The 25,073-nt window shown below is 58.6% G+C and carries 28 protein-coding genes; 11 read left to right on the plus strand and 17 right to left on the minus strand.

Features of this window, described 5'->3' with window-relative positions:
• The 8 genes from THS5294_RS02620 to THS5294_RS02655 all read right to left on the minus strand — a co-directional run bounded on the left by THS5294_RS02620 (position 1) and on the right by THS5294_RS02655 (position 7,529).
• Entirely contained in the window at positions 1-1,518 is a 1,518-nt protein-coding gene (locus THS5294_RS02620) for a TadA family conjugal transfer-associated ATPase (RefSeq protein WP_072936701.1), read from the minus strand.
• A 21-nt stretch (positions 1,519-1,539) separates the two neighbouring features.
• On the minus strand, positions 1,540-2,844 hold the full coding sequence (locus THS5294_RS02625; protein ID WP_058122525.1) for a CpaE/TadZ family protein: 1,305 nt from the start codon (positions 2,842-2,844) through the stop codon (positions 1,540-1,542).
• A 266-nt stretch (positions 2,845-3,110) separates the two neighbouring features.
• Positions 3,111-3,770, minus strand: coding sequence for an OmpA family protein (locus THS5294_RS02630; protein WP_082644931.1), 660 nt, complete (start codon positions 3,768-3,770; stop codon positions 3,111-3,113).
• 6 nt (positions 3,771-3,776) lie between these two features.
• Complete coding sequence (locus tag THS5294_RS02635) at positions 3,777-5,216, minus strand: type II and III secretion system protein family protein (RefSeq protein WP_058122526.1); 1,440 nt, start codon at positions 5,214-5,216, stop codon at positions 3,777-3,779.
• A 208-nt stretch (positions 5,217-5,424) separates the two neighbouring features.
• The gene (gene cpaB, locus THS5294_RS02640) at positions 5,425-6,252 is read right to left on the minus strand and encodes a Flp pilus assembly protein CpaB (RefSeq protein ID WP_058122527.1); all 828 of its coding nucleotides are present in this window, start codon (positions 6,250-6,252) and stop codon (positions 5,425-5,427) included.
• A 270-nt stretch (positions 6,253-6,522) separates the two neighbouring features.
• Positions 6,523-6,747 (minus strand): Flp family type IVb pilin, encoded by a 225-nt coding sequence (locus tag THS5294_RS02645; protein ID WP_052068319.1) that lies wholly within the window; start codon positions 6,745-6,747, stop codon positions 6,523-6,525.
• Between the two features lie 204 nt (positions 6,748-6,951).
• Entirely contained in the window at positions 6,952-7,161 is a 210-nt protein-coding gene (locus THS5294_RS02650) for a hypothetical protein (RefSeq protein WP_038007961.1), read from the minus strand.
• 185 nt (positions 7,162-7,346) lie between these two features.
• Positions 7,347-7,529, minus strand: a complete 183-nt coding sequence (locus THS5294_RS02655) for a hypothetical protein (protein WP_058122528.1) — start codon at positions 7,527-7,529, stop codon at positions 7,347-7,349.
• A gap of 293 nt (positions 7,530-7,822) precedes the next feature.
• On the opposite strand from THS5294_RS02655, the gene THS5294_RS02660 reads away from it, so the two are divergent.
• On the plus strand, positions 7,823-8,629 hold the full coding sequence (locus tag THS5294_RS02660; RefSeq protein ID WP_058122529.1) for a lytic transglycosylase domain-containing protein: 807 nt from the start codon (positions 7,823-7,825) through the stop codon (positions 8,627-8,629).
• 15 nt (positions 8,630-8,644) lie between these two features.
• Here THS5294_RS02660 and THS5294_RS02665 read toward each other — a convergent pair whose 3' ends face one another.
• The 5 genes from THS5294_RS02665 to THS5294_RS02685 all read right to left on the minus strand — a co-directional run bounded on the left by THS5294_RS02665 (position 8,645) and on the right by THS5294_RS02685 (position 11,863).
• Positions 8,645-9,274 carry a CoA transferase subunit B gene (locus tag THS5294_RS02665; RefSeq protein WP_058122530.1) on the minus strand — a complete coding sequence of 210 codons (630 nt, stop codon included), beginning with the start codon at positions 9,272-9,274 and terminating at the stop codon, positions 8,645-8,647.
• Positions 9,275-9,278: 4 nt separating this feature from the next.
• The gene (locus tag THS5294_RS02670) at positions 9,279-9,992 is read right to left on the minus strand and encodes a CoA transferase subunit A (protein ID WP_038007966.1); all 714 of its coding nucleotides are present in this window, start codon (positions 9,990-9,992) and stop codon (positions 9,279-9,281) included.
• A 107-nt stretch (positions 9,993-10,099) separates the two neighbouring features.
• Positions 10,100-11,197, minus strand: coding sequence for a histone deacetylase-like amidohydrolase (locus THS5294_RS02675; RefSeq protein WP_058122531.1), 1,098 nt, complete (start codon positions 11,195-11,197; stop codon positions 10,100-10,102).
• Between the two features lie 9 nt (positions 11,198-11,206).
• On the minus strand, positions 11,207-11,449 hold the full coding sequence (locus THS5294_RS02680; RefSeq protein WP_058122532.1) for a DUF8831 family protein: 243 nt from the start codon (positions 11,447-11,449) through the stop codon (positions 11,207-11,209).
• 21 nt (positions 11,450-11,470) lie between these two features.
• The gene (locus tag THS5294_RS02685) at positions 11,471-11,863 is read right to left on the minus strand and encodes a thiol-disulfide oxidoreductase DCC family protein (protein ID WP_058122533.1); all 393 of its coding nucleotides are present in this window, start codon (positions 11,861-11,863) and stop codon (positions 11,471-11,473) included.
• Positions 11,864-11,926: 63 nt separating this feature from the next.
• On the opposite strand from THS5294_RS02685, the gene THS5294_RS02690 reads away from it, so the two are divergent.
• From THS5294_RS02690 to THS5294_RS02710, 5 genes are all read left to right on the plus strand, one after another.
• Entirely contained in the window at positions 11,927-12,637 is a 711-nt protein-coding gene (locus THS5294_RS02690; protein ID WP_058122534.1) for a M48 family metalloprotease, read from the plus strand.
• Positions 12,638-12,719: 82 nt separating this feature from the next.
• The gene (locus tag THS5294_RS02695; RefSeq protein WP_058122535.1) at positions 12,720-12,968 is read left to right on the plus strand and encodes a DUF6455 family protein; all 249 of its coding nucleotides are present in this window, start codon (positions 12,720-12,722) and stop codon (positions 12,966-12,968) included.
• Positions 12,969-13,043: 75 nt separating this feature from the next.
• Positions 13,044-13,337: a DUF6455 family protein gene (locus THS5294_RS02700; protein ID WP_058122536.1), complete on the plus strand. Its 294-nt coding sequence runs from the start codon at positions 13,044-13,046 to the stop codon at positions 13,335-13,337.
• 59 nt (positions 13,338-13,396) lie between these two features.
• Complete coding sequence (locus THS5294_RS02705) at positions 13,397-13,756, plus strand: diacylglycerol kinase (protein ID WP_058122537.1); 360 nt, start codon at positions 13,397-13,399, stop codon at positions 13,754-13,756.
• Positions 13,757-13,761: 5 nt separating this feature from the next.
• A complete protein-coding gene (locus THS5294_RS02710) occupies positions 13,762-14,100 on the plus strand; it encodes a YigZ family protein (protein WP_369793317.1) in 339 nt (112 codons plus the stop codon).
• 4 nt (positions 14,101-14,104) lie between these two features.
• On the opposite strand, the gene rimO is transcribed toward THS5294_RS02710, so the two are convergent.
• The 3 genes from rimO to THS5294_RS02725 form a co-directional block, all read right to left on the minus strand.
• Positions 14,105-15,475, minus strand: a complete 1,371-nt coding sequence (gene rimO / locus THS5294_RS02715) for a 30S ribosomal protein S12 methylthiotransferase RimO (protein ID WP_058122538.1) — start codon at positions 15,473-15,475, stop codon at positions 14,105-14,107.
• Between the two features lie 41 nt (positions 15,476-15,516).
• Entirely contained in the window at positions 15,517-16,521 is a 1,005-nt protein-coding gene (locus THS5294_RS02720; protein ID WP_058122539.1) for an NAD-dependent epimerase/dehydratase family protein, read from the minus strand.
• 107 nt (positions 16,522-16,628) lie between these two features.
• Entirely contained in the window at positions 16,629-18,317 is a 1,689-nt protein-coding gene (locus tag THS5294_RS02725) for an acyl-CoA dehydrogenase family protein (RefSeq protein WP_058122540.1), read from the minus strand.
• Between the two features lie 198 nt (positions 18,318-18,515).
• Between THS5294_RS02725 and THS5294_RS02730 the strand changes: the two genes are divergently transcribed.
• Complete coding sequence (locus THS5294_RS02730; protein ID WP_058122541.1) at positions 18,516-19,271, plus strand: sulfite exporter TauE/SafE family protein; 756 nt, start codon at positions 18,516-18,518, stop codon at positions 19,269-19,271.
• Positions 19,272-19,298: 27 nt separating this feature from the next.
• Here the strand turns inward: THS5294_RS02730 and THS5294_RS02735 are convergent, their stop codons facing one another.
• Positions 19,299-20,897 carry a phosphoenolpyruvate carboxykinase gene (locus THS5294_RS02735; protein WP_058122542.1) on the minus strand — a complete coding sequence of 533 codons (1,599 nt, stop codon included), beginning with the start codon at positions 20,895-20,897 and terminating at the stop codon, positions 19,299-19,301.
• 292 nt (positions 20,898-21,189) lie between these two features.
• Between THS5294_RS02735 and THS5294_RS02740 the strand changes: the two genes are divergently transcribed.
• The 4 genes from THS5294_RS02740 (at position 21,190) to rapZ (ending at position 25,073) form a co-directional block, all read left to right on the plus strand.
• Positions 21,190-21,891: a response regulator transcription factor gene (locus THS5294_RS02740; RefSeq protein WP_038007999.1), complete on the plus strand. Its 702-nt coding sequence runs from the start codon at positions 21,190-21,192 to the stop codon at positions 21,889-21,891.
• Positions 21,888-23,615: a sensor histidine kinase gene (locus tag THS5294_RS02745; RefSeq protein WP_058122543.1), complete on the plus strand. Its 1,728-nt coding sequence runs from the start codon at positions 21,888-21,890 to the stop codon at positions 23,613-23,615. The genes THS5294_RS02740 and THS5294_RS02745 overlap by 4 nt, the downstream gene beginning before the upstream one ends.
• Positions 23,616-24,089 (plus strand): HPr kinase/phosphorylase, encoded by a 474-nt coding sequence (locus THS5294_RS02750; RefSeq protein ID WP_072936702.1) that lies wholly within the window; start codon positions 23,616-23,618, stop codon positions 24,087-24,089.
• A gap of 81 nt (positions 24,090-24,170) precedes the next feature.
• Positions 24,171-25,073 (plus strand): RNase adapter RapZ, encoded by a 903-nt coding sequence (gene rapZ / locus THS5294_RS02755; RefSeq protein ID WP_058122545.1) that lies wholly within the window; start codon positions 24,171-24,173, stop codon positions 25,071-25,073.

The raw sequence follows: 25,073 nt of genomic DNA on the forward strand, positions 1-25,073 counted from the left end.
TTAGTCGATCGCGGGTTCATAGATGGATGCGGGCAGGTCATAGCCCCACTGGCGGAAGCGGTCGGCAAAGTGTGACCGAATGCCTGTGGCAGTGAACCGCCCGATAATTGTGCCGTCCGGCTCTAGGCCTAAACGCTCGTAGCGAAAGACCTCTTGCAGGGTGATGACCTCTCCCTCCATGCCGGTCACTTCGGTGATTGAAACCATCCGGCGGGACCCATCCTGTAGGCGGGAAGCCTGCACAATCAGGTTCACAGCCGAGGCAATCTGGGCGCGCACCGCCTTGAGCGGCATCTCAATCCCGGCCATCGCGACCATGTTTTCCAACCGCGAAATCGCGTCGCGGGCGTTGTTGGCGTGGATCGTGGTCATGGACCCGTCGTGGCCGGTGTTCATGGCCTGCAACATATCGATAACCTCTTCGCCGCGGGTCTCACCCACGATGATCCGGTCGGGCCGCATCCGCAGGGCGTTGCGTAGACAGTCCCGCTGGGTCACCGCACCTTTGCCCTCAACGTTGGGGGGGCGGCTTTCCATCCGGCCGACGTGGTCCTGTTGCAGTTGCAATTCGGCCGTATCCTCAATCGTCAGCACCCGTTCAGCCTGACCGATAAATGACGACAAAGCGTTCAGCGTCGTCGTCTTACCCGAACCCGTCCCGCCCGATACGATCACGTTCAACCGCGTGGATACGGCGGCCTGTAGGTAGGCGGCCATTTCCTCGGTGAAGGCTCCAAAGTTGACCAGCTCGTCTACACCCAGCTTTTCCTTTTTGAACTTCCGGATGGAGACGAGCGAGCCATCCACGGCCACGGGAGGGACCATGGCATTGAAACGCGATCCATCTTTGAGGCGCGCATCAACGTAGGGGTTCGATTCGTCCACGCGTCGGCCCACGGCGGACACGATCTTGTCGATGATACGCAGCAAATGCGCCTCATCCTTGAACCGAATTTCGGATTTCGACAGTTTGCCAGCGCGTTCCACGTAGATGTTGTGGGGGCCGTTCACGAGGATATCGTTCACGTCTTCATCGCGCAAAAGCGGCTCCAGCGGGCCGAGGCCGGTGATTTCGTCAAACAGCTCTTTGTGCAGCGTCTGACGATCCTCGGTGTTCAGAACAACGCCCATCTCGGACAGCTCATCCGAACAGATCGCGACCAGTTCTGAGCGTAGATCACTGGGATTGGCCCCCTCAAGGGCGGCTAGGTTGAGGTTGTCCAAGAGCCGGTGGTGCATCTCGGTCTTTAGCTCTTCGAGCCGCTGACGCCGCTTAAGTTCTTTGTCGGATGGTGTCTCGGCCACGGTCTTGGTGACGGGCCGCGATTTGACCGGGGGATTGGCCTCGGCCACAGCTGGATCTGCTTGCGCGCTTTGCGCAATGGGCTTGGACTTGGGCGCAGCGGTGCCGGTCAGTTCGGATTTTGCAACCACACGCGCCGCACCAGGTGCCCCGCCGGGCATTCCGTCCACGGGCTTGGCTTTGTCCATCTGTGGTTTCTTATAGCGTGAAAACATCGACCCACCTCATACAGTTCGTTAGCCGAAGCCGAAGAAGGAGCGCTTCTTGGGTTTCGCTTGATTGTCGGCATCACCCATGGCGGCGGCATGCAGCACCTCGGCCATGGCGTGGATTTCCTTACGCATCGGGTTCTTGGGCGCACCCTCCATCAGGGGGACACCGTGATCATTGGTGTCGGTCACCTGCTGCCCGCCATCCGGGATCATGTAGCCAAACTCGACCCCAAGGCTCTCCGAGAGGCGCTTGATCCGGCCCTTGGTCGTGCTGTCGGTTTTCTTGGGCGTCCGGTTCAGAACCCATTTGATCTTTTCGAGGGGTAAATGCTCCGAGCGGAGCGCCTTGATCATCCGCAGGACATTCTGCGCAGAGCGCAGTTCCAACTCGACATTGGCAAAATAGATGTCCGACTCTTGCAGCACCGTTTCGGTCCAGGACACCAGCGTGCTGGGCATATCGACCACCACCACGTCAAAGCATTCCTTCGCGAGGCGGATCAACGCCTCAACGTCCTCTGGTCCGATCAAATCAAGCGGAAGAATGTCCGTGGGCGCGGTGAACACCTGCATCTTTTCGTTGAACGGCAGCAGCGATTGGCGAAAGGCCTGCTCATCCATGGATTGCGTGTCCGCAAGGATTTCATAGATCAAACCGCGGCGTGGCAGATCGAGATACGTGGCGACCGTGCCGAACTGAAGGTCCAGATCAATTAGGCACACATCAAGCGGCTGATCACTGCTGATGTTGGCCAATTCCCACGCAAGGTTGGTGGCGAATGTGGTCGAGCCGCACCCCCCCGCAATGCCGTGCACCGCGAACAACACCGGCTCCGCCCCGGACCGCCCGCCAGAGCCCCGCTGCGTGCGCGCACTGCCCGTCGGCTCTGCCTGTGGCGGGGCCGCTATGGCAGCCTCGGTTGATGCGCGCACCCGGGCAATGGCATCTGCCAAGGCGCTCTCGGGTAGGGGGTAGGGCACAAAATCGTCCGCGCCGTCGCGTAAAAGCGCATGCAATAGTGTGGGGCTTAGGCCATCCGCGATCAGGATTACCCTGATCCCCGCGGCTTTTGCGGTGCGAATGATGGTGCCAACTTCGACAAGGTCGCCCTCATCCTCGGCATCAACAGCCACCGCGATAAATTCCATTTCCTGCGCTTCGGGCTGCTCCAAAAAGGCATGGGCTTCTTCGAAGGTCAGGTCACCCCAACTTTCGCCCAACGCGCTTTCCATGTCTTCAATCAGCAGGTCAAATTCTTGGACATCCCGTGAAACCGTGCAGGCCACAATCGCGGCTGGTTCAGGTGTTAAGGCAAGGTTGCTCGACATAATAAATTACCCAGTTCACATCCTGGGACCCCAACGGTCCCCCGGGTACACATGTGCAAAACGCACCTGTTCCCATGAACTGGTTTGACCCGCAATCTGGGCATTAGTTTGGCCGAAAAGCTGAAACTAAGTGGTATTAGAGTGGTCATCGTTCACGCCGTGTCAACGACCGCGCCACAATCTACTGTACCGAAAACGCAATCGACCGCGCCTTTGTGGGGCGCGGTCGACATGGGGCATTTATGCCCAAATGTATTGACCAATGCTTAGCGTGGCGGGGTATCCGTTTGGCCCAACTCGCCGTTGCGGGGCACGAGGCTTGCCGCATAGTTGCGGTTAATCAAGTTCGCATAGCGTCCATCCAACACCATTGGGTCACTTTCCACAAAACCCGAAACCTCGGTCACGGTGCGGCGGTTCGCCCGCTCACGGTCATCGGTTTGGACCAGCAATTGACGCTCACCAAAGGAGACAAGCGCCTCCAGCCGGCGCGCCGAGACGCCGAATTGGCCAAGCGCACTGACAACGGCGCGGGCCCGGCGCCGACCAAGGCGCAGGTTGGAGGCCTCGCCGCCCACCGCATCCGTATGCCCATAGACCGAGAATTTGACCTCTGGGAACTGACGCATGAAATCAGCCTGCGCGCGAATGGCCTGCTGGGCCTCCGCGTCGATAACGGCGCTGTCGAATGCAAAGTTAACAGTCGTGGGCACCGATTCCGCGAATTTGCGGGCAAGACTGATGCGTGCGTTGACGCGGCCAGTTTGGGCGAGGTGGTTGTTGAACGTCGGGTTCCCGAAGGCTCCCTCGTCGATGTCCGCGCCTGCGACTTGGTCCAATGAAACCTGTCCGCACGCGGCCAAAAGCCCGCTGGTGCCAGCCATCATGATCAACCCGCGACGTGAGTAATGCTTGGAAGTTGCCATGATCACTTACTCCAATACGTAGCCGTAGGATCCGCTGAAGTCTTGGTTCGCCACTTCATCAGAGCCAGATTGCGTCGAAACACGTGTGTTGGACGATGTGCTGGTGTTGCCCACTTGGCCGAACAAGAACAGCTCACGCTCGGTGGGGGGGCGGATGCGGTCCGTGGGCAGCGCCAGTGCTTCGCCGGTTGTTGGCGTCACAAGATGGGCCGTCACGATCACAACCAACTCCGACTGCGAACGCTGGAATTCGGCGCTACGGAACAGGGTGCCCAGAACGGGGATGTCACCAAGCCACGGCACCTGCGATGCGTTGTCTTGGAAATCGTCCTCCAACAGGCCCGCAATCGCAAAGCTTTGACCGTCGCGCAGTTCCACTGTGGTGGATGTTTCGCGGGTCCGGAAGGCGGGCACGAATGCGTTGTTGATCGTTGTGCCATTGGCGCTGTCGATGCTGGACACGCTGGCATTCAACACAAGATTGATGATGTCGCCATCCACAACCGTTGGTGTGAACGACATGTCGATGCCAAAGGGGCGATAGTCGGCCGACACACCACCGCGTTCATTCGCAACGGGGAGGGGGATTTCACCGCCCGCAAGGAACCGTGCATCCTGACCGCTGAGGGCGGTGAGGTTAGGTTCCGCCAATGTGCGGACGACGCCTTTGTCTTCAAGCGCTTCCAGCAGGATCGAGAATTGAACAGCGCCTGCACCAAATGCCACGGCGATACCGCCTGCATTTTCGTTGTTCGGCACTTGGCTGACGGAAGCAGCACTGCCCGGCGTGGTGCCCGAGTTCAACGTTGCAGTGCCCGTGGCCGTAGAGGACGAAATGTCGGGGTTGATCGACGTGATCCCCAGCGACGATGACAGGCTTTTCGACACTGACCGCTGCATTTCGGCAAAGCGGACCTTGAGCATGACCTGCTGCGTACCGCCGACAACCATCAGGTTCAGGACCCGATCAGGCGCGTAGCGGTTGGCGATATCAAGGGCACGAGAAACGCGCGCCGAAGAGGACACCGTCCCGGCAAGGACAATTCCATCATTCGCAGTGCGCACCGAAATCGGTTCACCGGGCAACAGCTCGGACAGGCGTTCCTTTAGCTCACCCACATCAGGGGTGACCTGCACCTCAACGTTGCTGATCAAACGGCCGTCTGCGCCCAAAAGGGTCAGCGTCGTGCGCCCGGGCGCGCGGCCCAGTACGTAAATGGTCCGCTCTGACAGGGTCGCGATGTCGGCAATTGCGGGGTTTGCAACCGACAACTCAGCAAAGACCGTGTCGCTTTCCAGAACGATTGCGCGGTTCAACGGCACCTTAAGGGGCGCCTGTGCGGTGCCGCGCATGATGCTGAGGGTTTCCGCCGATGTTGGCGCGCCCTGACCGACTAAGAATGCAAGGCCCAAAAGCCCCGCGGTTAAAACATGTCTGAATTTCATGTGATCTCGCCTCTCTGATCACCGCTGCTCGAAAAGTGGGTCTGTGCCCATATTAGCCGCGACCATGCTCTAAGTGGGGGTTTATTGCAAGAATCAAGCTGTTAACGTCCGTACTTCATGCAAATGGGCAACAATCCCGGTCAAACAGCAACAGCGCGCCACAAGATTTTGGGCGCGCTGGGCAGAAATCACCTAGACTTAGACCCCGTCACTCGGGGCAGGGAGAGGGGATCACGACCACTTCCTTACCGCGACGCTCCCGGATGGAGCAGGTGCGCTTGGCCTCTGCCACCGGAGCGATCGCGCGTTCCCCCACGATTGAGCTGGCGTCGGCCGAAACTTCAGCACTGGCAACATCATCCGTCACACCCACCAGCGCGAGTGTCAGGCGGCCAGTTGCCTGGGCTTGGGCCAGTTTCGCCACCACGTCGGGGGTGGTTTCTACGGTTACGGATTGGGCAAGGATAGGGTTATTGCGTTCTTCATCCGTGACTTGGTCCACCGCGATCAATTGCAGGTTGGCGTGGATCAACCGGGTGATGCCCTGACCCTCGGCCCCGGTGCCTGTCCAATAAACATCGACCCTGTCGCCGGGACGCAGGAAGCCCGACACACCGGACATCACATCCACATGCAGGGCAAAGGCCCGCATCCCCTTGCTCAGCCGCGCGGCAACGCCCGCGTCTTCACCGGGACCAGTGACCTTCATGATCAAAAGCGGCTCACCGCGTTCCATCACGCGCAACACTGTGCGGGGCTCTTTGTTTTCGTCGGGAAAAATCTGCGCAAGCTCGGTAAAAGCACCGGGTGGCAGCGCGTCTGCGGGCCATTTCACGGCCTGCACATCATCGGGCGTCAGTTGTTGACCATACCGCAGCTGGCGTTTGGTCACAAAGACTTCGGTCAAAGGAATGATCGCGGCCTTTTGCTGTGCCAAGGCCAATTGGTATTGATCAAACCGATCTTTGGCGAAGTAGACCGCAAATCCAGCAAGCCCCACGCCGATTATGAGAACCAATCCAAATACGAGTCTCATGGTGTCTGTCCTAACTGACCCCCCGGGCCATTGCCTCATCCATGCGGGGTCCCGACGCACCTACCCATTGAACGGCATGCGGGAGCCTCATGACCGTTTTCTGGGCCTGAAATTGGGCGAAAGGATGGTCCGGGCGGGGAATTGAAGCGGCGTTGGTGGGGAAATCCCCGAAAATTTGCTTATTGTTTCCATGGGGCAGCTCCCAAGTACGAAAAACCGCGCGGAAGGCCCCCGCGCGGTTTGTGATCGTGTCGGTTGGTGCGTGGGGCGTTAGCCGCCCGAGCCGGAGCCCGAACCAGACAGATCGATTGTGAATGTGGTGTGGTCTTTCTTCAACTCGGTGTCGATGTCGCCGGCCAGATCGGAAATCCCGTCCTTGACCACGACCATGACGGCCAGACCCAGGCCCACAAGGGCCGCTGTCAGAACAACCCAGTCAACCGTGACAGCGCCGTCTTCGTCGTTCGTGAATGTCTTGATTGCGTGCAGAAGCATGTGCTCGTTCCTTATGCTCAGTTTCGTTCATCCAGAGCTGATCTGTGCTCGTCGGATGAGGGCATAAGGCACCCGCAATGCGGCGCGAATTGGGCCGAAAAAACCCTAAAAACCTAGAGTTCTAACCGCCTTTTTATCAAATTTTAGCTATCGTGGTAGCCCCGCCCTAACAAAGGCGAGGCCACAAGATCATAGGTTGGGGGCTTAGCCGCCCGAACCGCCGGTAAAGCCGAGGAAGGTGTAGGATTGCGTGCCCATTGTGGACAGCTCTTCGTCGATGTCGGTCGAAAGCTGTTCAACGCCGGACGACACAACAGTCATAACCGCAAGACCCAAACCCACGAGAGCGGCTGTCAGAACAACCCAGTCAACGGTTACGGCGCCAGATTCACTTGCAATAAAGTTTTTCAGCATTTTGATATTCCTTGGTGTAGCTCGTTTTTTTAAATCGTGGCGCTTGCGCCGTTCGATAAGTCAGTTTTGCCGATGGAACGGGGCGGCTTTAGGGCGAGCTTTAGACATATTAACGATAAATTAGGTGTTAATTTTAGGCATTCAGTCGGGACAGGGCCGCCAAAATACAGGCGGCCACATCTTTTTTATTTAAATAAAACAACGCTCTGGGTGGCGACACCCGTCATGGCTTGTGCCGATAAATGATCGACCCCGGACGAAACGACGGCCGAAATGGCAAGTCCAAGTCCCAAAAGGGCGGCCGTTAAAACGAGCCAATCAAGCGCCATCGCGCCGGAATCATCAATAAGAAATGCTTTCATCATCATATGCCTCTTTCATTGCTCTGCCTCAGGCGTCGGAATAAATCGCGGGTCTTTGGTGACCCGTCTGGCCGCGCCATTCCTTAATAGGTGCGGCGAAATAAGGCACAATCGTGGCAAGCTGTGATCATTTTTCTGAAAATGCGGTCTAATCGCGCAAAAATGGCCCGATTGTTGCGGTTTTGCACTGATATTGGGGTGAAACATACTTACCGCATTGGTCAAACCGGCCCGTGTGTGGCACGCTCTGCCCCAAGATCCCGCGTCTATTGACGCTAAAATCAGGGACGAGCAGCTTTATGAAACGTTTGATTATCTGTTTGGGGCTGACCTTGGCCCCGCAACTCGGCTGGGCCAGCGAGTGGACGTTCAAGACCGTCACGCCCCCGGCTTCGGACGCGACCAACCGTATCAACATCCAAATCACGCCGACCATCGTTGCCGCGCCGCCCGCCACCGCACCGATTGCGGCCCCGGTGTTGCCATCCGCGCCGACAGGAAACCTACAGCCGTGGTTTTGGGATGTGATCCCACCGTGGCGGGACCACGGGCAGGCGGGCCGGTTCACCGAGGCCACAATTCACGTGACCAACGCGCCCAAAGGGTCGGGCATCGCGGCGCCGTCCCTTCAGTTGTTGGCCAAGATCGCGACAGACCATGGGCCCGCGTTGTTGATGCAATCGGCGGGCACCCGTATTTCGCCCGCCCTCGCGCTTGCTGTCATCGCGGTTGAAAGCGCGGGGCGCACGGACGCGGTCAGTCCGGCAGGGGCGCAAGGCCTGATGCAGCTGATCCCGGCCACCGCCGCGCGCTTTGGCGTTGAAGACAGCAAGATCGGCAGCCAGAACATCGCAGGCGGCGTGGCTTATCTTGATTGGTTGATGCAGGAATTTGACGGCGACGTGTTGCTGGCCCTTGCAGGCTACAACGCGGGTGAGGGCGCCGTGCGGGAACATGACGGCGTGCCGCCCTTCGCAGAAACCCGCGCCTATGTGCCAAAGGTGTTGGCCGCATGGAACGTGGCGCGCAATCTGTGCATCACACCGCCCGAGTTGCCCTCGGACGGGTGCGTTTTCAATTTTGCAGACCTTGCGCGCGGCAACTAAGGCCGCGCGACAGGCTTAGTTGATCAGCGTGGCCTCTGTCAGGCTGCGCAGTTCGTCCTCGCTGACGCCATCGGCCAGCTCAACCAGCTTCAGCCCACCGTCCACAACGTCCAGCACACCTAGGTTGGTGATGATCCGATCAACCACGCCCTTACCCGTCAGGGGCAGGGTGCATTCCTTTAGCAGCTTGGATTGCCCATGCTTGTTGGCGTGATCCATAACCACGACCACACGGCCCACACCGGCCACCAAATCCATCGCACCGCCCATGCCTTTGACCAGCTTGCCGGGGATCATCCAGTTGGCAAGGTCCCCGTTTTCAGCGACTTCCATCGCGCCAAGGATCGCCATCGCAATCTTGCCGCCACGGATCATGCCGAACGACTGCGCGCTGTCGAAATACGCGGTTTGCGGCAGCTCGGTGATGGTTTGCTTGCCTGCGTTGATTAGGTCCGCGTCGATGTTGTCCTCGGTGGGGAAGGGCCCCATGCCAAGCATCCCGTTTTCCGATTGTAGCGTGACCTCAACCCCCTCGGGGATATAGTTGGACACCAGCGTCGGGATACCGATGCCAAGGTTCACATAGGTGCCGTCTTGCAGTTCCTGTGCCGCGCGGGCGGCCATTTGGTTTCTATCCCAAGGCATAGTCTTAACCCTCACTCACAGTGCGTTGCTCAATACGTTTTTCGTGATCGCCCTGAACGATCCGGTGCACGTAGATGCCCGGCAGGTGGATCATGTCGGGATCAAGCGACCCGGTGGGCACGATTTCCTCAACCTCTGCGATGCAGACCTTGCCGCACATCGCGGCGGGCGGGTTAAAGTTGCGGGCCGTTTTGCGGAACACAAGGTTGCCCGTCGCGTCGGCCTTCCATGCTTTGACGATGGACAGATCGGCAAAGATGCCGTTTTCCATGATATACGTCTCATTCGCGCCGTCTGGCCCGGTGGGAAAGTCTTTGTGCTCTTTGCCGTCGGCAATCACGGTGCCTACGCCGGTCTTGGTATAGAAGCCGGGGATGCCGCAACCGCCTGCGCGCATCCGCTCGGCCAAGGTGCCTTGGGGGTTGAATTCCAGCTCCAACTCACCCGACAGATACTGGCGCATGAATTCCGCGTTCTCACCCACATAGGATGAGATCATCTTTTTAACTTGGCGCGTTTGCAGCAAAATCCCGATGCCGAAATCGTCCACGCCCGCATTGTTAGAGGCGAAGGTCAGGTTTTGCGTGCCTGCGTCCTTGATCGCGTCCAAGAGCAACTCAGGGATACCGCAAAGGCCAAAGCCGCCAGCCGCGATAAACATGCCGTCGTGCAAAAGCCCATCAAGAGCCTCCGCCGCACTGCCATATACTTTATTCATAAGAAGGAGATCCTCACTGTGGTCGCGGGTAAGGTGCCGCAGTGGCCTATGCGAAGTCAAACACATTGCTGCGCCGCGGCGGTTTCGTTTGGCGCGGGTCGCGTGGATTAAAGCGCCTGCGCCATTTCATCCAGCAGCCCAAAGGCGAATTGATCAAAACGCGCGCTGGGCTGACGGTCGCGGAAGCGTTCTTCAAACGGGTCGGGTGCGGTGATCGTGGTACCCGTGAGTTGCTCCATCACGGCGTGACCACAGAAGGGGACATAGACCTCGGAATAGCCGCCCTCATGGCTCAGCACTAATTTGCCGCCGCACAGATCGCGCGCGGCCTCCTGCACCATCGCGGTCATCACGCGAAAGGTCTCGGCCCGGGCCATCATCCGGCTGAGCGGATCAATCATCGCGGCATCAAATCCACAGGCGACGACAATCAGGTCCGGTTGGAAATCGCGCAGTGCCGGAAGGACGATCTGCTCCATCGATTTAATGTATACATTGTGGCCCGCGCCGGGTGGCAGCGGAATGTTGAGGTTCGCCCCCTCGCCCAAGCCAGAGCCGCGCGCCTCAAACCCGCCAGTGTCGCTGGGGTAGTTCCGTTCCTGATGAACCGAGATCGTCAGGACATCAGGCCGGTCATAAAAGATCGCCTCTGTGCCATTGCCGTGGTGCACATCCCAATCCAGCACGGCGATGCGCCCGGCCAGCTTGTGTTGCAACGCGGCCTCAACCGCGATGGCGATGTTGGCCATTAGGCAAAAACCGTTGGGAAAGTCCGGCAGGCAATGGTGACCGGGCGGACGGGACAGCGCGTAGGCTTGGTTCAATTCACCGCGCAGCACCTGTTGGACAGCGGCTGTGGTCAACCCGGCCGAAAGGGCTGCGATGTCGTAGCCGTCGGGGCCAAAGGGTGTACGCAGGCCCAATTCACCGCCACCGGCCTCCGACATTTCCTTGAAGGCGGTCAGATAGCTTTGGGGGTGAACGCGCAGCAGGTCCTCAGTGCTGGCGGCGGGGGCAGTGGACCAGGTCAGCTCACGCGCCAAGCCCGTCACTTGCATCAGGTTCACAAAGCGGCGTTTTGTTTCGGGGTTCTCTGGCAGCCCCCCGACCATGGGCTGGACCAAGCCGCCCACGGGCAACATGCCCGCGTAATTCCCGCCAGAGTGCCACAGGCACCGCTCATCGTGAAAGAAACCAACCGTCATGCGTGTGCCTTATTCAGCCTCAGCCTGTTTGAGCCGATAGACCCCTTCGGGCAGGTTCAATGCAGCGGCCAAATCCTGCACCTGTGACAGGGACAGGGTGATCCGCCGTACAATGTCCGTGGTGGGGTCGACCTGTTCAATGGTCACGCAATCCTCAAAGGCATTGATCGTGATGTCTTCGGTCAAATGGCCTACGCCTTCATCCACGAGGGTGATGACCGAGGCGTCGAAAGTGTGCTCAATGGAAAACATAAGATCACACTGCCCGCGAGATCAGCCTTTGGCAACCGCGCGGTTTTGGCGGCGTTTGTGCCAAGCGTAAATCGCAGGTGCGAGGACATAGTCATAGGCCGCAATCGCCGCGTGCCGGATACAGGGCAGGCCCACGATCCGCCCCAATAGGCGGTAGCGCGGCATCTCTTGCCACAGAACCAAGAACGCGGGGATACCTGCGATCAGTTGACCATTGTGTAGGACATGCAAACGCTTGGCCGCGGTGTCAGCGTCCATATCCCATTCGGCCAGAACATCCGCATTCAGATCGTCAAACCGGATCGGCAGGTTCTGCGCCTTGCTGTAGGCGTCGTAGTGGTTGATCTCAAACGAGCAGACGGGGCACTGGGCGTTGTACAGCACTCGCGTGTCGGTATGGCTTTTGTCTTGCACGGTGAATTCCTATATCTTTGGTCACAAGTAGGGCGCGAGACCGCGTCGAAAAGGAGAGCCGCAATGTTGAGAACGTGTGTCGCAGGTCTGTCGCTTCTGTTCCTATCGGCCTGCGTAGAGCCGACGTCCGCGCCGCCCCCTGTCAATGCGGCCCCCTTGCCGCAGGCGGGTGCTCCGGTCAGTGCGGCGCAAGCCATGCGCAACTACAACGCCGCGCGCATCCGCCTAGAACCCGTGGCGGAGCGGACCTGCCGTGCACAGACGCGCGGGCTGAATTGTGATTTTCTGTTCCGGGTAGACCCAAACCCCAACGCCCCCAAGAATGCGTTCCAATCCCTCAGCCCCGAGGGGCGTCCGCTTTTGACGTTTACCCAGGCATTGATTGCGGACGCGCGCAATATTGATGAGATCGCTTTTGTTATGGGCCATGAAGCTGCCCACCACATCGAAGAACATTTGGCCGAGCAACGGCAAGCCGCTGTTGGGGGTGCGATTTTGGGCAGCCTTGTGGGCGCGATCACCGGTGCAAACTCTGCGGTGGTGGACCAGCTATCACGTGCGGGGGCCACGGTTGGGGCGCGGGGATTTTCCAAAGAACATGAGTTAGAGGCCGATGCGCTGGGCACAGTGATCACCCATGACGCAGGGTTCGATCCGTTGCGGGGGGCTGCGTTCTTTGCGCGGATCCCGGACCCCGGTGATCGGTTCTTAGGGACTCACCCGCCCAATGCCGCGCGTGTGGCGACGGTGCGCCGGGTTGCGGCGGGGCTCTGATCTGGCGGCTTTGATATAGGTCAAAGCCGGGATTTCGCGCAGCCCTTACCCCTTGTCTGACGTCATCGAGAAAGGGTGCATCATGGCTTTGGGCGATCCGAGACTTCATCAAGATCTTATGAACCGTATGGCGGAGGCGCAGGGATTTGACCTGCGTGCCGAAGAAGCCAAGGGGACCCTGTCGGCGGGCGACACCAGCGATATGCTGTTGCGTTGCCGTGGATGCGGGGATGTAGGCGGCTGCACCAAGGCGCTGGACGCGGGCGAGGTGCCCGAGACCTGCAACAACGAAAGCCGTTGGGATGCGCTGCGTGCGATTTCGCGCATGTGAGGGCCGTCTTTGATCCTGCGCAAAGCGCGAAGGGTCATTTCATGTGATCCTTGATCCAACGAAAGGATCGTTGCGATGACACATCACTTGACCCCTTTGGGCACGCTGAACCGCCACTATTGGCTGGCTGTCTCCATGGCCAAGGCCAGCGGTGCTGACCTTGTGCAGGCCTATGCGGATGGCCGTCTAAGTGCGCAGGAATGGGCTGATGTGGTGCATCGGTGTCGCGGATGCGATTGGGTGCAGCAGTGTGAGTGTTGGCTTGGCAAATCCGAATGGGGTGCGCAGACCGTGCCGTCTGCGTGCATGAACGCGGAGGTGTTTGAGTGGATCAAGCTTCCACCCGCTGTGGCGAAGGCTGAGCCTTAGTCCTCTTTTCATCGTCGTGTGTTTCTGGTCTCAAGGCGTGAAGCTTGGAGAAGACCCGGATGCGCGCCACCCTAAAAGAACTACGACAGAAATCAGCGTGGAGCTGGGCTGGCTGGAGGGTTGCTTGGAAAAGCGAAACGGCCTTGCGGGCTTGGGCGTTGATGCACGGCATCTCGGTGCTTGCGGCATTGATCCTGCCGCTCAGCGCGGTTGAGGTGGCCATCATCGTGATGGGCGGGACGTTTGTGTTGGTGATTGAACTGCTCAATACCGCTATTGAACGTGTGGTGGATTATATCTCATTGGAGCGGCATCCCTTGGCCGGGGAGGCAAAGGACATTGGGTCCTGTGCGGCATCTCTCGCGGGGATTGCAGTAGGGCTTGCGTGGGTTGTGATCCTAGTGGGGCTGTTCGCGTGAGGATCATGGAGAACGTGATTTCTGATCGCGGCTCGCGCTATGCGGTTGCGGGCGGGCCCGCGGCATCGCCAGAAGAGGCGAAAGCCTTTGTCAAAGCGCTTTGCCGGAACAAGAAATTTGCGCGGGCCACGCATAATACTTGGGGGCTTTTGCTGGAGAGCGGGCCGGTCAAGAATGACGATGGCGAAAGCGGCGCGGGTCTTGTGATCTGTCGGATGCTGGAGCGTGAGGGCCTGTACGACACCGTTGTTGTCGTCACGCGCTGGTACGGCGGGAAACATTTGGGGGGCGACCGCTTCCGGCATGTGCAGGACGCGGTCAGGATGTGGTTGGCTGAGGCGTAGGCCCTCACGATTGTGCGGCGACTTGCCCCCAAAGATCGTATTCACCGGCCTCATCAACATCGACCTCAACGATCATGCCGGGGGTCAGTCCTTCGAACCCTTCGTCGATGAACAGGTTGCCGTCGATCTCGGGTGCGTCGGATTTGGTGCGGCAGGTCGCGCCTTCCTCGTCGACGGAATCGACGATCACCTCGATCCGGGTGCCAACTTTGGCGGCCAGCTTTGCCTCAGAAATCGCTTGGGATTTCTCCATGAAGCGTTCCCAGCGTTCTTGTTTCAGCTCGGGGGCGACATGATCGGGCAGGGCGTTTGACCGTGCGCCATCGACGTTTTCGTATTGAAAACAGCCGACGCGATCCAATTGCGCCTCATCTAGCCAATCCAAAAGCGTTTGGAACTCGGCCTCGGTTTCGCCGGGGTAGCCGACGATAAACGTGGACCGCAGGGTAATGTCGGGACAGATATCGCGCCACTCGCGGATCCTATCGAGCGTTTTTTCCGCAGCCGCCGGGCGCGCCATGCGTTTGAGCGTATCGGGGTGGGCGTGTTGGAACGGCACGTCCAGATAGGGCAGCACGAGCCCCTCTGCCATGAGCGGGATCAGGTCTTTTACGAAGGGGTAGGGATAGACGTAGTGCATCCGCACCCATGCGCCCAACTCGCCCAGATCGCGCGCCAGAGGGATGATGGGGTGTTTGGCATCGCGCCCTTTGACGTCCGTACCGTAGGCAGAAGTATCTTGTGAGATCACGAGCAGTTCGCGCACGCCTGCATCGACCAAACGTTCGGCTTCGCGCAGGATGGCGGCATGGGGGCGGCTGCTGAGTTTGCCGCGCATGTCCGGGATGATGCAGAATTTACAGGTGTGGTTACAGCCCTCAGAGATCTTGAGGTAGCTGTAGTGGCGCGGCGTGAGACTGACGCCAGTGGCGGGCAGAAGGTCTACGAACGGATCGGGGCTGGGCGGCACGGCGGCGTGCACGGCGTCCAGCACTTGCTCGTATTGTTGGGGCCCGGTCACCGCGAGAACCTTGGGATGCGCGCCGGTGATGTACTCAGGCTCTGCGCCCAAACAGCCCGTGACAATGACGCGGCCATTGGCGTCCAGTGCCTCTCCGATGGCTTCAAGGCTTTCGGCCTTGGCACTGTCGAGGAACCCGCAGGTGTTGACGATCACGGCCTCAGCGCCCGCATAATCGGGTGAGATCGCGTAGCCTTCGGCCCGCAGGCGCGTCAGGATGCGTTCACTGTCCACCAGCGCCTTGGGACATCCAAGAGAGACCATACCAATGCGCGGCTGCCCCGGGCGGGCGTCCGTGGGCAAGGTGGGCTTGGGGGCGAGGTCGGGCCGAAGCGAGGGAGGATTTTGAGCCATGACGCGGCTATACCCCCTGCGCCGCCCCGAGGGAAGACGGACTAAGCGCCGCTGATCACGGCCTCAGCAGAGCGTTGGATCGCTGTGTCCGAGGGCACAAAGCGGTAGCTCAGCCCTTCGGTGGTGGCGCGTGTGTCGATCTGCATCGGCAGGCCCACTTGGGGCATCGCGGTTTTGAGCGACGTGTCGAACATCGCGAGCGCCTTGAGCAAAAAACGCGGTGCCGGTTTGGTTGCGATCTTTCGCTTTGGGTAAGTCGCGGCTAACAGAGCGCCAATCGCGGGCATCCGCAGCACGTCATCCGTGGCCATGATGCGTTGGCCAATCGTGTCTGGGCGTTCCAGCGCCATGATGTGCAGGGCCGAGACATCCTCAATATCCACCACGGGGATTGGAATATCCGGCAGCATCGGGTCCTTGCCAGACATGACCCGCTGGATCAGTTCAAGCGAGGTGCCAAAGCGGTTATCCATTGGCGTGCCGCACACAAGGCCAGGGTTCACGGTTGTTAGTTGTACCTCTGGGTTTCGTTTGACGAAATCCCATGCCGCTTGTTCCGCGAGGGTTTTGGATTTGATATATGCTGAGGCGCTTTTGTGGGTGACATCGGTCCAATCGGCGGCGGTGGCTGCGTAGCCCGCAGGCCGCTCTGCATAGAGGATCGCCACCATGGACGATGTCAGCACGACGCGGTTCACGCCTGCCATGCGCGCGGCCTTGAGCGCGCGGCGCGTGCCGTCAACCGCAGGACGGATTAGGTCCTCTTCATTCTTGGGTGAGGCTAGGGGAAAGGGGGATGCGGTGTGCAGGATCGCCTGACAACTGGTGACGGCAGCATCCCAACCGGCATCACGGGTCAGGTCCAGCTCAACAAAGGTGAGGCGCCCATCGCCGGGGTCTTGGACGGCGGCCCGCACCTCATCCGCGCGGTCCATGCTGCGTAGAGATCCACGCACATGGTAGCCTTTTTGCAAAAGGTCATAGGCAATGCGTTTGGCAATGAACCCACTGACGCCAGTGAGCAGGATAGGGCGCGTATCTGTCATGGTGATCTCCCTCGTGACCTAACAGCTGTGGCTGAGGGCCGAAAAAAGCAACCCCCGACGCTAGGGAATAGCGCCGGGGGTTTTGATCTGCTCAGAAAAGAGGCGGTTTAGCCAAGCAAGCGGCGGGCAATCACCTGGGCTTGGATTTCCGCAGCACCCTCAAAGATGTTGAGGATGCGGGCATCGCACAACACGCGCGAGATTTTGTATTCCAGCGCAAAGCCGTTGCCGCCGTGGATTTGCAGGCCGTTGTCGGCTGCTGCCCACGCCACGCGGGCGCCAAGCAGCTTGGCCATGCCTGCCTCTAGGTCGCAGCGACGGCCTTCGTCCTTTTCGCGGGCCGAGAAGTAGGTCAGCTGGCGCGCGATCATGATCTCAACAGCCATCATCGCCAGCTTGCCTGAAACGCGGGGGAATTCGATCAGCGACTTGCCGAACTGCTTGCGATCGATCGCGTATTGCATCGCGATGTCGAGGGCGCATTGCGCAACACCAACGGCGCGAGCTGCGGTCTGGATGCGCGCGCTTTCGAAGGTTTCCATGAGCTGTTTGAAGCCCTTGCCCTCTTCTCCGCCAAGCAGGTTTTCGCCCTTCACGTGGAAGTTGTCGAAACCCAGCTCGTATTCCTTCATGCCGCGGTAGCCGAGCACTTCGATTTCACCACCGGTCATGCCCTCAGTGGGGAATGGATTTTCGTCCGTGCCTGGGGTTTTTTCCGCAAGGAACATCGACAGACCTTTGTAGTTGGTCGTGTCTGGATCGGTCCGCGCCAGCAGAGTCATAACCTGCGTGCGGGTCGCGTGGGTGATCCAGGTTTTGTTACCGGTGATTTGGTAATCGCCGTTCTCATCCTTGACGGCGCGGGTGCGCAGGCTGCCAAGGTCGGAACCGGTGTTTGGCTCAGTGAACACTGCGGTGGGCAGGATTTCGGCAGAGGCCAAGCGTGGCAGCCAGCTTTGTTTCTGTTCTTCGGTACCGCCAGCAAGGATCAACTCAGCCGCGATTTCCGAGCGCGTGCCCAGTGAGCCGACGCCGATGTAGCCGCGCGACAGTTCCTCAGAAACGACGCACATGGATGCCTTGGACAGGCCAAACCCGCCGTATTCTTCGGGGATCGTCAGGCCAAAGACACCCATTTCGGCCAGTTCCTCGATGATTTCCATCGGGATCAGTTCATCCTTGAGGTGCCATTCGTGGGCAAAGGGTTCGACCTTTTCCTTGGAGTAGCGGAAGAATTGCTCACGGATCATTTCCAGCTCTTCATCAAGGCCGGAGGTGCCGAACATCGCCTCAGCTTGACCCTCTTGCATCAGCTCAACAAGGCGGGTCCGCGCGTTTTGGGTGTTGCCGTTCTGTGTGAGCATTTGGACCGCAGGCGTCATCAGCACCGCCTGATCCCCTTGCGAGAGGCCAATGTCTTGGGGGCGCAACATTTCGCCCTGGTTCATCGGGATGCCGCCGTACATCTGCCACAGGTATTCGCCAAAGGCGATCTGGTGGATCAGTTGGTTCATCTCGTTGAAGGTGCCGTCTGCGGCCATCCGCTCGGCCCAGCCCTGCATCTGACGCAGCGATTCGACGTATGTTGCCAGCCAAGCAAAGCCATGGGTCGCGGTCTGGTTTTCTTCGATCAAACGGCCGGAGATGCGATCATTGTCGGTAACTTGGACAGTAATCAGCGCCTTGGCGCGGGCCAAAAGGGCCTCTGCTGCGGCGACGGAATCACCCGTAAGTGCAAGCAGGTTTGGCAGAATGGCGGATGTTTCGATGTGGCTCTCGGCGGCGTCACGGGGCATGGTCGTCTCCTAGCATCAATTTGTCGGGTCTTCGTACCGACTGTGCAAGTGCAGCGCAAGAAAATTCTGCATATGCAATCTATCGCGAACTAAAATGTCTCAGCGAATTTTTGGGTGTCCGTTGATCCATTGGAAGGTAGGTTGCCGTGACGATAGCACAAGACTGCATTGAGTGCAGCTAAAACAGGGACACGCATCATGGAACTTATGTCGCTGGGGGCCTTTGCTCTTGCTGTCGCGATCACGTTTTTTGGCGGTTTTGTCAAAGGGGTGGTGGGTTTTGCGCTGCCCTTGATCATGATTTCCGGGCTATCGACATTTTTGGACCCGCAGCTGGCATTGGCCGGAATTATTTTGCCGATTGTGGCGGCGAATGTGACGCAAACCTTGCGAGCCGGTGTTGGGCCTGCGGTTGCTGCGGCGCGGCAGTTTTGGCGCTATTTGATCGTGGTATGTGTCATGATCTTGCTCGCGGCGCAGTTGGTCACGTCGTTGTCTCCGCAGGTTTTCTCATTGGTGCTTGGGATTCCGGTGGTCGTGCTGTCGGTGATTCAACTGGCGGGGGTGTCGTTCCATATCGCGCAGCGGCATCGGTGGTGGACCGAATGGATTGCGGGCCTTATTTCGGGCACGATGGGCGGGCTTACAGGCAACTGGGGATCGACCACCGTATTATACCTGCTGGCGACGGACGTGCCGCGCGCGCAGCAGGGTGTGGTGCAAGGCGTGATATATGGGCTTGGATCATTCATGCTGCTTGTGGCGCATTTGAAATCCGGCATTCTCAATCTTGATACCGCGCCATTTTCAGCCGCGCTGTTGATACCAAGCATGTTGGGGATGTGGGTTGGCTTTGCGGTGCAAGACCGATTGCCCGCGGTCGCGTTTAGGCGGGCAATCTTGATTGTCTTGCTGGTGGCCGGTGCGAACCTGATCCGCAAAGGCTTGGTGTGAGGCGGGGAGGCCCGCCTCAGCACATGATTAGCCGATCGCGCAGGCTTTGACGTCTTCGTCGATGAACGGGACGTATTGCGCAAAGTTGTCTGAGAACATGGAAACCAGTTTCGCGGCCTGTGCGTCGTAGGCTGCGGGGTCGGACCATGTTGTCCGTGGATCAAGCAGGCTGTCGTCGACGCCTTGGCATGCGACGGGAACGTCGAAGCCAAAGTTGGGGTTGCGGCGGAATTCGCAATCCCCGAGATCACCGTTCAAAGCAGCCGTCAGCAGCGCGCGTGTGGCCTTGATTGGCATCCGCGAACCTGTGCCATACGCGCCGCCTGTCCAGCCGGTGTTGACCAGCCAGCAGGTGGAGCCGTTTTCGGCGATTTTGCTGCGCAGGAGGTCACCGTAAACTTCGGGGCGACGGGGCATGAAAGGTGCGCCGAAGCAGGTCGAGAATGTAGGCTCAGGCTCGGTCACGCCACGCTCGGTGCCTGCGACCTTGGAGGTGAAGCCCGACAGGAAGTGGTACATAGCCTGCGCTGGCGTGAGCCGCGCGATGGGAGGCAGGACGCCAAACGCATCGCAGGTCAGCATGATGATGTTTTTGGGGTGGCCACCCAGTGCGGTGTCTGACGCGTTGGAGATGTACTCCAGCGGGTAGGCGCAGCGCATGTTGGCGGTCAGGCTGTCGTCATCAAAGTCGAGGTCAAAGGTGTTCGGGTCGAACACCATGTTTTCGATCACGGTGCCGAACTTGGACGTCGTGTCGTAGATTTCAGGCTCGGCTTCGCGGCGCAGGTTGATCGTTTTGGCGTAGCAGCCGCCCTCGAAGTTAAAGATGCCGCGCTCGGACCAGCCGTGTTCATCATCACCGATCAGGGTGCGGCCGGGATCAGCCGAAAGAGTGGTCTTGCCGGTGCCCGAGAGGCCAAAGAACACAGCCGAATCGACGGGGTTGTCGATGGCGTGGTTGGCCGAGCAGTGCATGGGCATGATGCCTTTAGCTGGCAGCAGGTAATTGAGCAGCGTAAAGATCGATTTCTTGTTTTCACCGGCGTATTCGGTGCCGCCGATCAGGATTAGCTTACGCTCAAAGTTCATGGCGATGACCGTGTCGGAGCGGCAGTTGTGACGCTCTGGGTCGGCCTTGAACGTGGGGCAGTTGATGACTGTGAATTCGGGGGCAAAAGTTTCCAGCTCTGCGGGCTCAGGGCGGCGCAGAAGGTGGCGGATGAACAGGTTGTGCCATGCAAGCTCGGTCACCATCCGAACGTCCAAGCGGTGCGCAGGGTCCGCGCCGCCAAACAGGTCTTGTACGAAATAATCGCGACCTTTCATGTGGGCGAGCATGTCTTCGTAGAGCGCGTCGAACCCTTCGGGCGACATCGCGGCGTTGTTGTCCCACCAGATCGTATCAACGACGTCTGCGGTTTTCACCACGTGCTTATCTTTGGGCGAACGGCCGGTGTATTTGCCAGTGGTCGTCATGAACGCGCCACCCTTGCCGAGTGTTCCTTCGCCGCGTTCAATCGCCTGCTGGATGATCGCCGGTTCAAGCAAGTTGTAATAGACCGACCCGAGCCCGGAAATGCCTTGGGTTTCCAGCGTGTGCGCTGGGTTAACGCGTCCGATGATCATGATCTTGCTCCCGCGGGTGTTGTCCCGCTCTAGGTCGAAATACAAACAGCAGCCAATGTGACTACGTTCCGTGGCTATATCATGACGTATTTTGACTTGAACAGGACGCAAGCGCGCAGTTAGCGCAACCAAATTGCCGCTGTTAGCGCAAATTATGGGGCTATTAACTTTGATCAGGCCTTGTACGGGGCAGGATCACCGCGGCTGATTCGTTTTTTGTTGATTCTCTCTAGTGAAAGTCCGACAGTAAGCGAAAATTTAGGCAAATTGGGCAGAATAAGGAACATTGCACATGTCGCGGATTGCTCTGGTCGATGACGATCGAAATATTCTCACGTCAGTCTCGATGACTCTGGAGGCGGAGGGTTTTGAGGTCGAAACATATAATGATGGCCAATCGGCTTTGGATGCATTTATGCGCCGGATGCCGGAACTCGCTGTGTTGGACATAAAGATGCCCCGTATGGATGGCATGGATCTGTTGCAGCGGTTGCGTCAGAAAAGCTCTGTCCCGGTGATCTTTTTGACCTCCAAAGATGACGAAATCGATGAGGTGTTGGGCCTGCGGATGGGGGCGGACGATTATGTGCGCAAACCGTTTTCGCAACGCCTGCTGGTCGAGCGTATTCGCGCCATTTTGCGCCGTCAGGAGGCTATTGCCTCTGATGAAACCGACACGCCCGAGGAAACACAGGCGCTTGTGCGTGGTGATCTGGTCATGGACCCGCTGCGGCACGCAGTGAAGTGGAAGGGCAACGACGTAACCCTAACCGTAACCGAGTTTTTGCTGTTGCAAGCATTGGCCACGCGTCCCGGATTTGTTAAAAGCAGGGATCAACTGATGGATGTGGCCTATGACGATCAGGTCTATGTCGATGATCGAACAATCGACAGCCATATCAAGCGGTTGCGGAAGAAAATGCGCATGGCTGATGCCGAGTTCTCCGCGATTGAGACGCTGTACGGCATTGGGTACCGATACAACGAAGAATGACGGCGGACGCCATTATGCAAACCGCTTCGCGCGGACGCAGGCCTGAAAGTGAGGTGGTTCTTGGTGAAGACTGGGACCGCCCCACTGGTGCTTTAGAAAGCGAATTGGTCTCGGCGCGCGAACGTCGTGGTATGATTTCACTCAACCGATCACCGCTTGCGCGCAAGATCATCGTTTTCAACATGTTGGCGATTTTGGTGCTTGTGGCTGGGGTGCTGTTTCTAAGCCCTTCGCGCGATAGCCTTGTTACACAGCGCGAAAAGGCTTTGGTGGTTGAGGCACAGTTGATTGCCGACATCTTTGAGGCGTCCTTGCCGGGTGTTGCCAGTGGGTCGCTTGCGTCCCTCGCAGACGTTGATGTGACCGAGGTGCTGGCCGCTATCGACTTGCCAGCCGGGGTTGAGGTGCATGTGTTTGACGACCGTCAAAGGCTTGTGGCGGAAACGACCGCTGATGCGCAGCCCGCAGGGACCGTCCGGGGGCTGCAAAAAACCACTGATCGGACCAATGTCATCACCAACCTGCTCAACTGGGTGTGGGACGGCGTCGCCGGTGTGATGTCGGCCGAGCAGACCCCAGTGATCAGTACGCCGACGTCCCAAGTCGCGCTGGAAATGGTCCGTGAAATTGGCCAGAGTGAGACGCTCATCCGCGGCCGCGAGATTGAGACCGGCACTGTCTATACGGTGGCCACGCCCATCGGCAAAGGCGCTGTTGCACTGGGCTCAATTGCCGTGACAAGCCGCGCGGGAGAGATTGACGCCCTGGCTCGCGCACAGCGGGAACAAGTGCTGCAGATGTTTGTGATTGCCTTGATGGTTTCGATCGGGCTGAGCCTTCTGCTCGCCTCAACCATTGCCAATCCCCTGTCGGATTTATCGGCGGCGGCTGAACTTGGGCGGGACAAAAATGCCCGAAAGATGAGCCCAAATCGGGTGCGCATTCCAGATCTCACTGCGCGCCCCGATGAAATCGGACGGCTGTCGGGGGCGCTAAGGGGTATGGTGTCCGCGCTCTATGATCGGATCGATAGCAACGAACAATTTGCGGCCGACGTGGCACATGAAATCAAGAACCCGCTGGCCTCTCTCCGCTCTGCGGTGGGGACGATGCGTTTGGCCAAGACTGAGGATCAGCGTAGCACGCTTCTGGATGTGATTGACCACGATGTCCGGCGTCTTGATCGGCTCGTGTCCGACATCTCAAATGCGTCGCGGCTGGACAGTGAGCTGGTGAAGGAAGAAGAAGAACCCTTCAACCTCATCAAAATGCTCAATAACCTGACGCTTTACCACTCTGAGGAAGCAAGCGCGCGTGATATTGATTTCATCGCGGACCTACCCAAAGAGCCAATCGTGATCATGGGACTTGAGGCGCGACTTGCGCAGGTTTTCGTGAACTTGATCACCAATGCGCTGTCGTTTTGTGATGCCGGTGATGCGGTGCGAATTTGGGCGCGTCAGCGTGACAATCGCGTGCTGATCGTGGTCGAAGACACGGGGCCCGGTATTCCAGAACAGGCTTTGACGAAGGTGTTCAACCGGTTCTATTCTGAGCGACCGCAGCAACAGTTTGGCAATCATTCGGGGCTTGGTTTGGCCATCTCGAAGCAGATTGTTGAGGCACACGGTGGTGTGATCTGGGCTGAGAATATTCGTCCCACCGATTTGGACCTCACGTCCGAGCCGCTAGGCGCGCGGTTCGTGGTTGGCTTGCCGATTTAAGTGACTTTGATCCAAGCGGATAGTTTGTGCGCGGTGCGGGGTCAGGGGCATTGGCGTGCCCATGCCACCTGTATCGCACACGGGGATCACGGGCTTTTGATCCTTGGTAAAAGTGGCGCTGGGAAAAGCACGCTCGCGGCTGAGATGATCGCTTTGGGATGTGCGTTGGTGTGTGATGATGCCGTGGAAATCAAACTGAATTCGGGTGGAAAACTGATTTGCATGCCGTCAGAAAATGCGCCTGAGCAGTTAGAGATGCGCGGGTTCGGTCTTCTCCCAATCCCTTTGAAACGCTCTGCAAAACTGACGTGCTGCCTTGTGCTGGGAGAGAATGCCGCTCCGCGCTTTCCCCCTGAAGAAGCTGTGATCTTTGATGAGTGTGAGGTTCCGATCTATCGCGCGTCTTACGATACTGGGCTGGCGGCCAAAGCCGTATTGTTGTTGCGCCATGGGGGGCGGACCCTGCGCGGCTAGCGGTTTATCTGCGGCACCGTTTCATTTGCTTCGGGATCTGTTACCGCTATCCTTCTATCAAACAATAATACTGCGAGCTTAATGACCGACGTGGCACCAGACCCAACCCCTGTTGTTTTCGTGACCGGCCCTGCTGGCGCGGGGCGATCCACTGCGATTGCTGCCCTTGAGGACCTTGCATATGAGGTGATTGATAACCTGCCGTTGTCGCTGGTGGGGCGCGTTTTGAATGGGCCTTCGACGGGTCGTCCGCTGGCGCTTGGGGTCGATACGCGCAACCGAGATTTTAGTGTTCAGCGGTTTACCGATCTGATCACAAAGCTTCGGGCAAACCCGGCGGTTGATTTGAATGTGCTCTATGTTGATTGCGCGCCAAATGTTCTGTTGCGCCGCTATTCCGAAACGCGGCGGCGGCATCCCGCTGCGGATGGTCAGGACACAGAGGGTGGCATTGCGCAAGAAATGCTCTTGCTAGAGCCGCTCAAAGAGCAGGCCGATCATTTTATTGATACCAGTCAGCTTAATATTCACGAGTTGCGTGCAGAGGTTGATCGCATATTCGCGGTCTCGGCGGCGACACGGCTTGCGGTATCGGTTCAAAGTTTCAGCTATAAGCGTGGGTTGCCTCTCGGCCTCGATTTGGCGTTTGACGTGCGTTTCTTGCGCAATCCGCACTGGGCACCCGATTTGCGGGAAAAAACGGGCCAGTCGCAAGAAGTTGCCGCGTATATCGCGAAAGACACGCATTATTTACCGTTTCGTGCGAAGGTTGAGGACCTGCTTTTGATGCTTTTGCCTGCCTACGAGGCCGAGGGGAAATCGCATCTTACGATTGGGTTGGGCTGTACAGGGGGGCAACACCGCTCCGTTGCCGTAGCGGAAAGCCTCGCAGCGACCCTTGCGGAAAGCGGCTGGAGAGTGTCTTTAAGACACAGGGAATTGGAGCGGCGCAGCGGACAGACGTGGCGCCCGGGGAAGAGGTAG

The sequence above is a fragment of the Thalassobacter stenotrophicus genome (assembly GCF_001458315.1).
In the GTDB taxonomy this organism is placed as follows: Bacteria; Pseudomonadota; Alphaproteobacteria; order Rhodobacterales; family Rhodobacteraceae; genus Thalassobacter; species Thalassobacter stenotrophicus.

Bases quoted from the DNA above. Each gene is read 5' to 3' on its own strand.
- THS5294_RS02620 (WP_072936701.1), bottom strand. From the start codon at position 1,518: ATGTTTTCACGCTATAAGAAACCACAGATGGACAAAGCCAAGCCCGTG.
- THS5294_RS02625 (WP_058122525.1), bottom strand. From the start codon at position 2,844: ATGTCGAGCAACCTTGCCTTAACACCTGAACCAGCCGCGATTGTGGCC.
- THS5294_RS02630 (WP_082644931.1), bottom strand. From the start codon at position 3,770: ATGGCAACTTCCAAGCATTACTCACGTCGCGGGTTGATCATGATGGCT.
- THS5294_RS02635 (WP_058122526.1), bottom strand. From the start codon at position 5,216: ATGAAATTCAGACATGTTTTAACCGCGGGGCTTTTGGGCCTTGCATTC.
- cpaB (WP_058122527.1), bottom strand. From the start codon at position 6,252: ATGAGACTCGTATTTGGATTGGTTCTCATAATCGGCGTGGGGCTTGCT.
- THS5294_RS02645 (WP_052068319.1), bottom strand. From the start codon at position 6,747: ATGCTTCTGCACGCAATCAAGACATTCACGAACGACGAAGACGGCGCT.
- THS5294_RS02650 (WP_038007961.1), bottom strand. From the start codon at position 7,161: ATGCTGAAAAACTTTATTGCAAGTGAATCTGGCGCCGTAACCGTTGAC.
- THS5294_RS02655 (WP_058122528.1), bottom strand. From the start codon at position 7,529: ATGATGATGAAAGCATTTCTTATTGATGATTCCGGCGCGATGGCGCTT.
- THS5294_RS02660 (WP_058122529.1), top strand. From the start codon at position 7,823: ATGAAACGTTTGATTATCTGTTTGGGGCTGACCTTGGCCCCGCAACTC.
- THS5294_RS02665 (WP_058122530.1), bottom strand. From the start codon at position 9,274: ATGCCTTGGGATAGAAACCAAATGGCCGCCCGCGCGGCACAGGAACTG.
- THS5294_RS02670 (WP_038007966.1), bottom strand. From the start codon at position 9,992: ATGAATAAAGTATATGGCAGTGCGGCGGAGGCTCTTGATGGGCTTTTG.
- THS5294_RS02675 (WP_058122531.1), bottom strand. From the start codon at position 11,197: ATGACGGTTGGTTTCTTTCACGATGAGCGGTGCCTGTGGCACTCTGGC.
- THS5294_RS02680 (WP_058122532.1), bottom strand. From the start codon at position 11,449: ATGTTTTCCATTGAGCACACTTTCGACGCCTCGGTCATCACCCTCGTG.
- THS5294_RS02690 (WP_058122534.1), top strand. From the start codon at position 11,927: ATGTTGAGAACGTGTGTCGCAGGTCTGTCGCTTCTGTTCCTATCGGCC.
- THS5294_RS02695 (WP_058122535.1), top strand. From the start codon at position 12,720: ATGGCTTTGGGCGATCCGAGACTTCATCAAGATCTTATGAACCGTATG.
- THS5294_RS02700 (WP_058122536.1), top strand. From the start codon at position 13,044: ATGACACATCACTTGACCCCTTTGGGCACGCTGAACCGCCACTATTGG.
- THS5294_RS02705 (WP_058122537.1), top strand. From the start codon at position 13,397: ATGCGCGCCACCCTAAAAGAACTACGACAGAAATCAGCGTGGAGCTGG.
- THS5294_RS02710 (WP_369793317.1), top strand. From the start codon at position 13,762: ATGGAGAACGTGATTTCTGATCGCGGCTCGCGCTATGCGGTTGCGGGC.
- rimO (WP_058122538.1), bottom strand. From the start codon at position 15,475: ATGGCTCAAAATCCTCCCTCGCTTCGGCCCGACCTCGCCCCCAAGCCC.
- THS5294_RS02720 (WP_058122539.1), bottom strand. From the start codon at position 16,521: ATGACAGATACGCGCCCTATCCTGCTCACTGGCGTCAGTGGGTTCATT.
- THS5294_RS02725 (WP_058122540.1), bottom strand. From the start codon at position 18,317: ATGCCCCGTGACGCCGCCGAGAGCCACATCGAAACATCCGCCATTCTG.
- THS5294_RS02730 (WP_058122541.1), top strand. From the start codon at position 18,516: ATGGAACTTATGTCGCTGGGGGCCTTTGCTCTTGCTGTCGCGATCACG.
- THS5294_RS02735 (WP_058122542.1), bottom strand. From the start codon at position 20,897: ATGATCATCGGACGCGTTAACCCAGCGCACACGCTGGAAACCCAAGGC.
- THS5294_RS02740 (WP_038007999.1), top strand. From the start codon at position 21,190: ATGTCGCGGATTGCTCTGGTCGATGACGATCGAAATATTCTCACGTCA.
- THS5294_RS02745 (WP_058122543.1), top strand. From the start codon at position 21,888: ATGACGGCGGACGCCATTATGCAAACCGCTTCGCGCGGACGCAGGCCT.
- rapZ (WP_058122545.1), top strand. From the start codon at position 24,171: ATGACCGACGTGGCACCAGACCCAACCCCTGTTGTTTTCGTGACCGGC.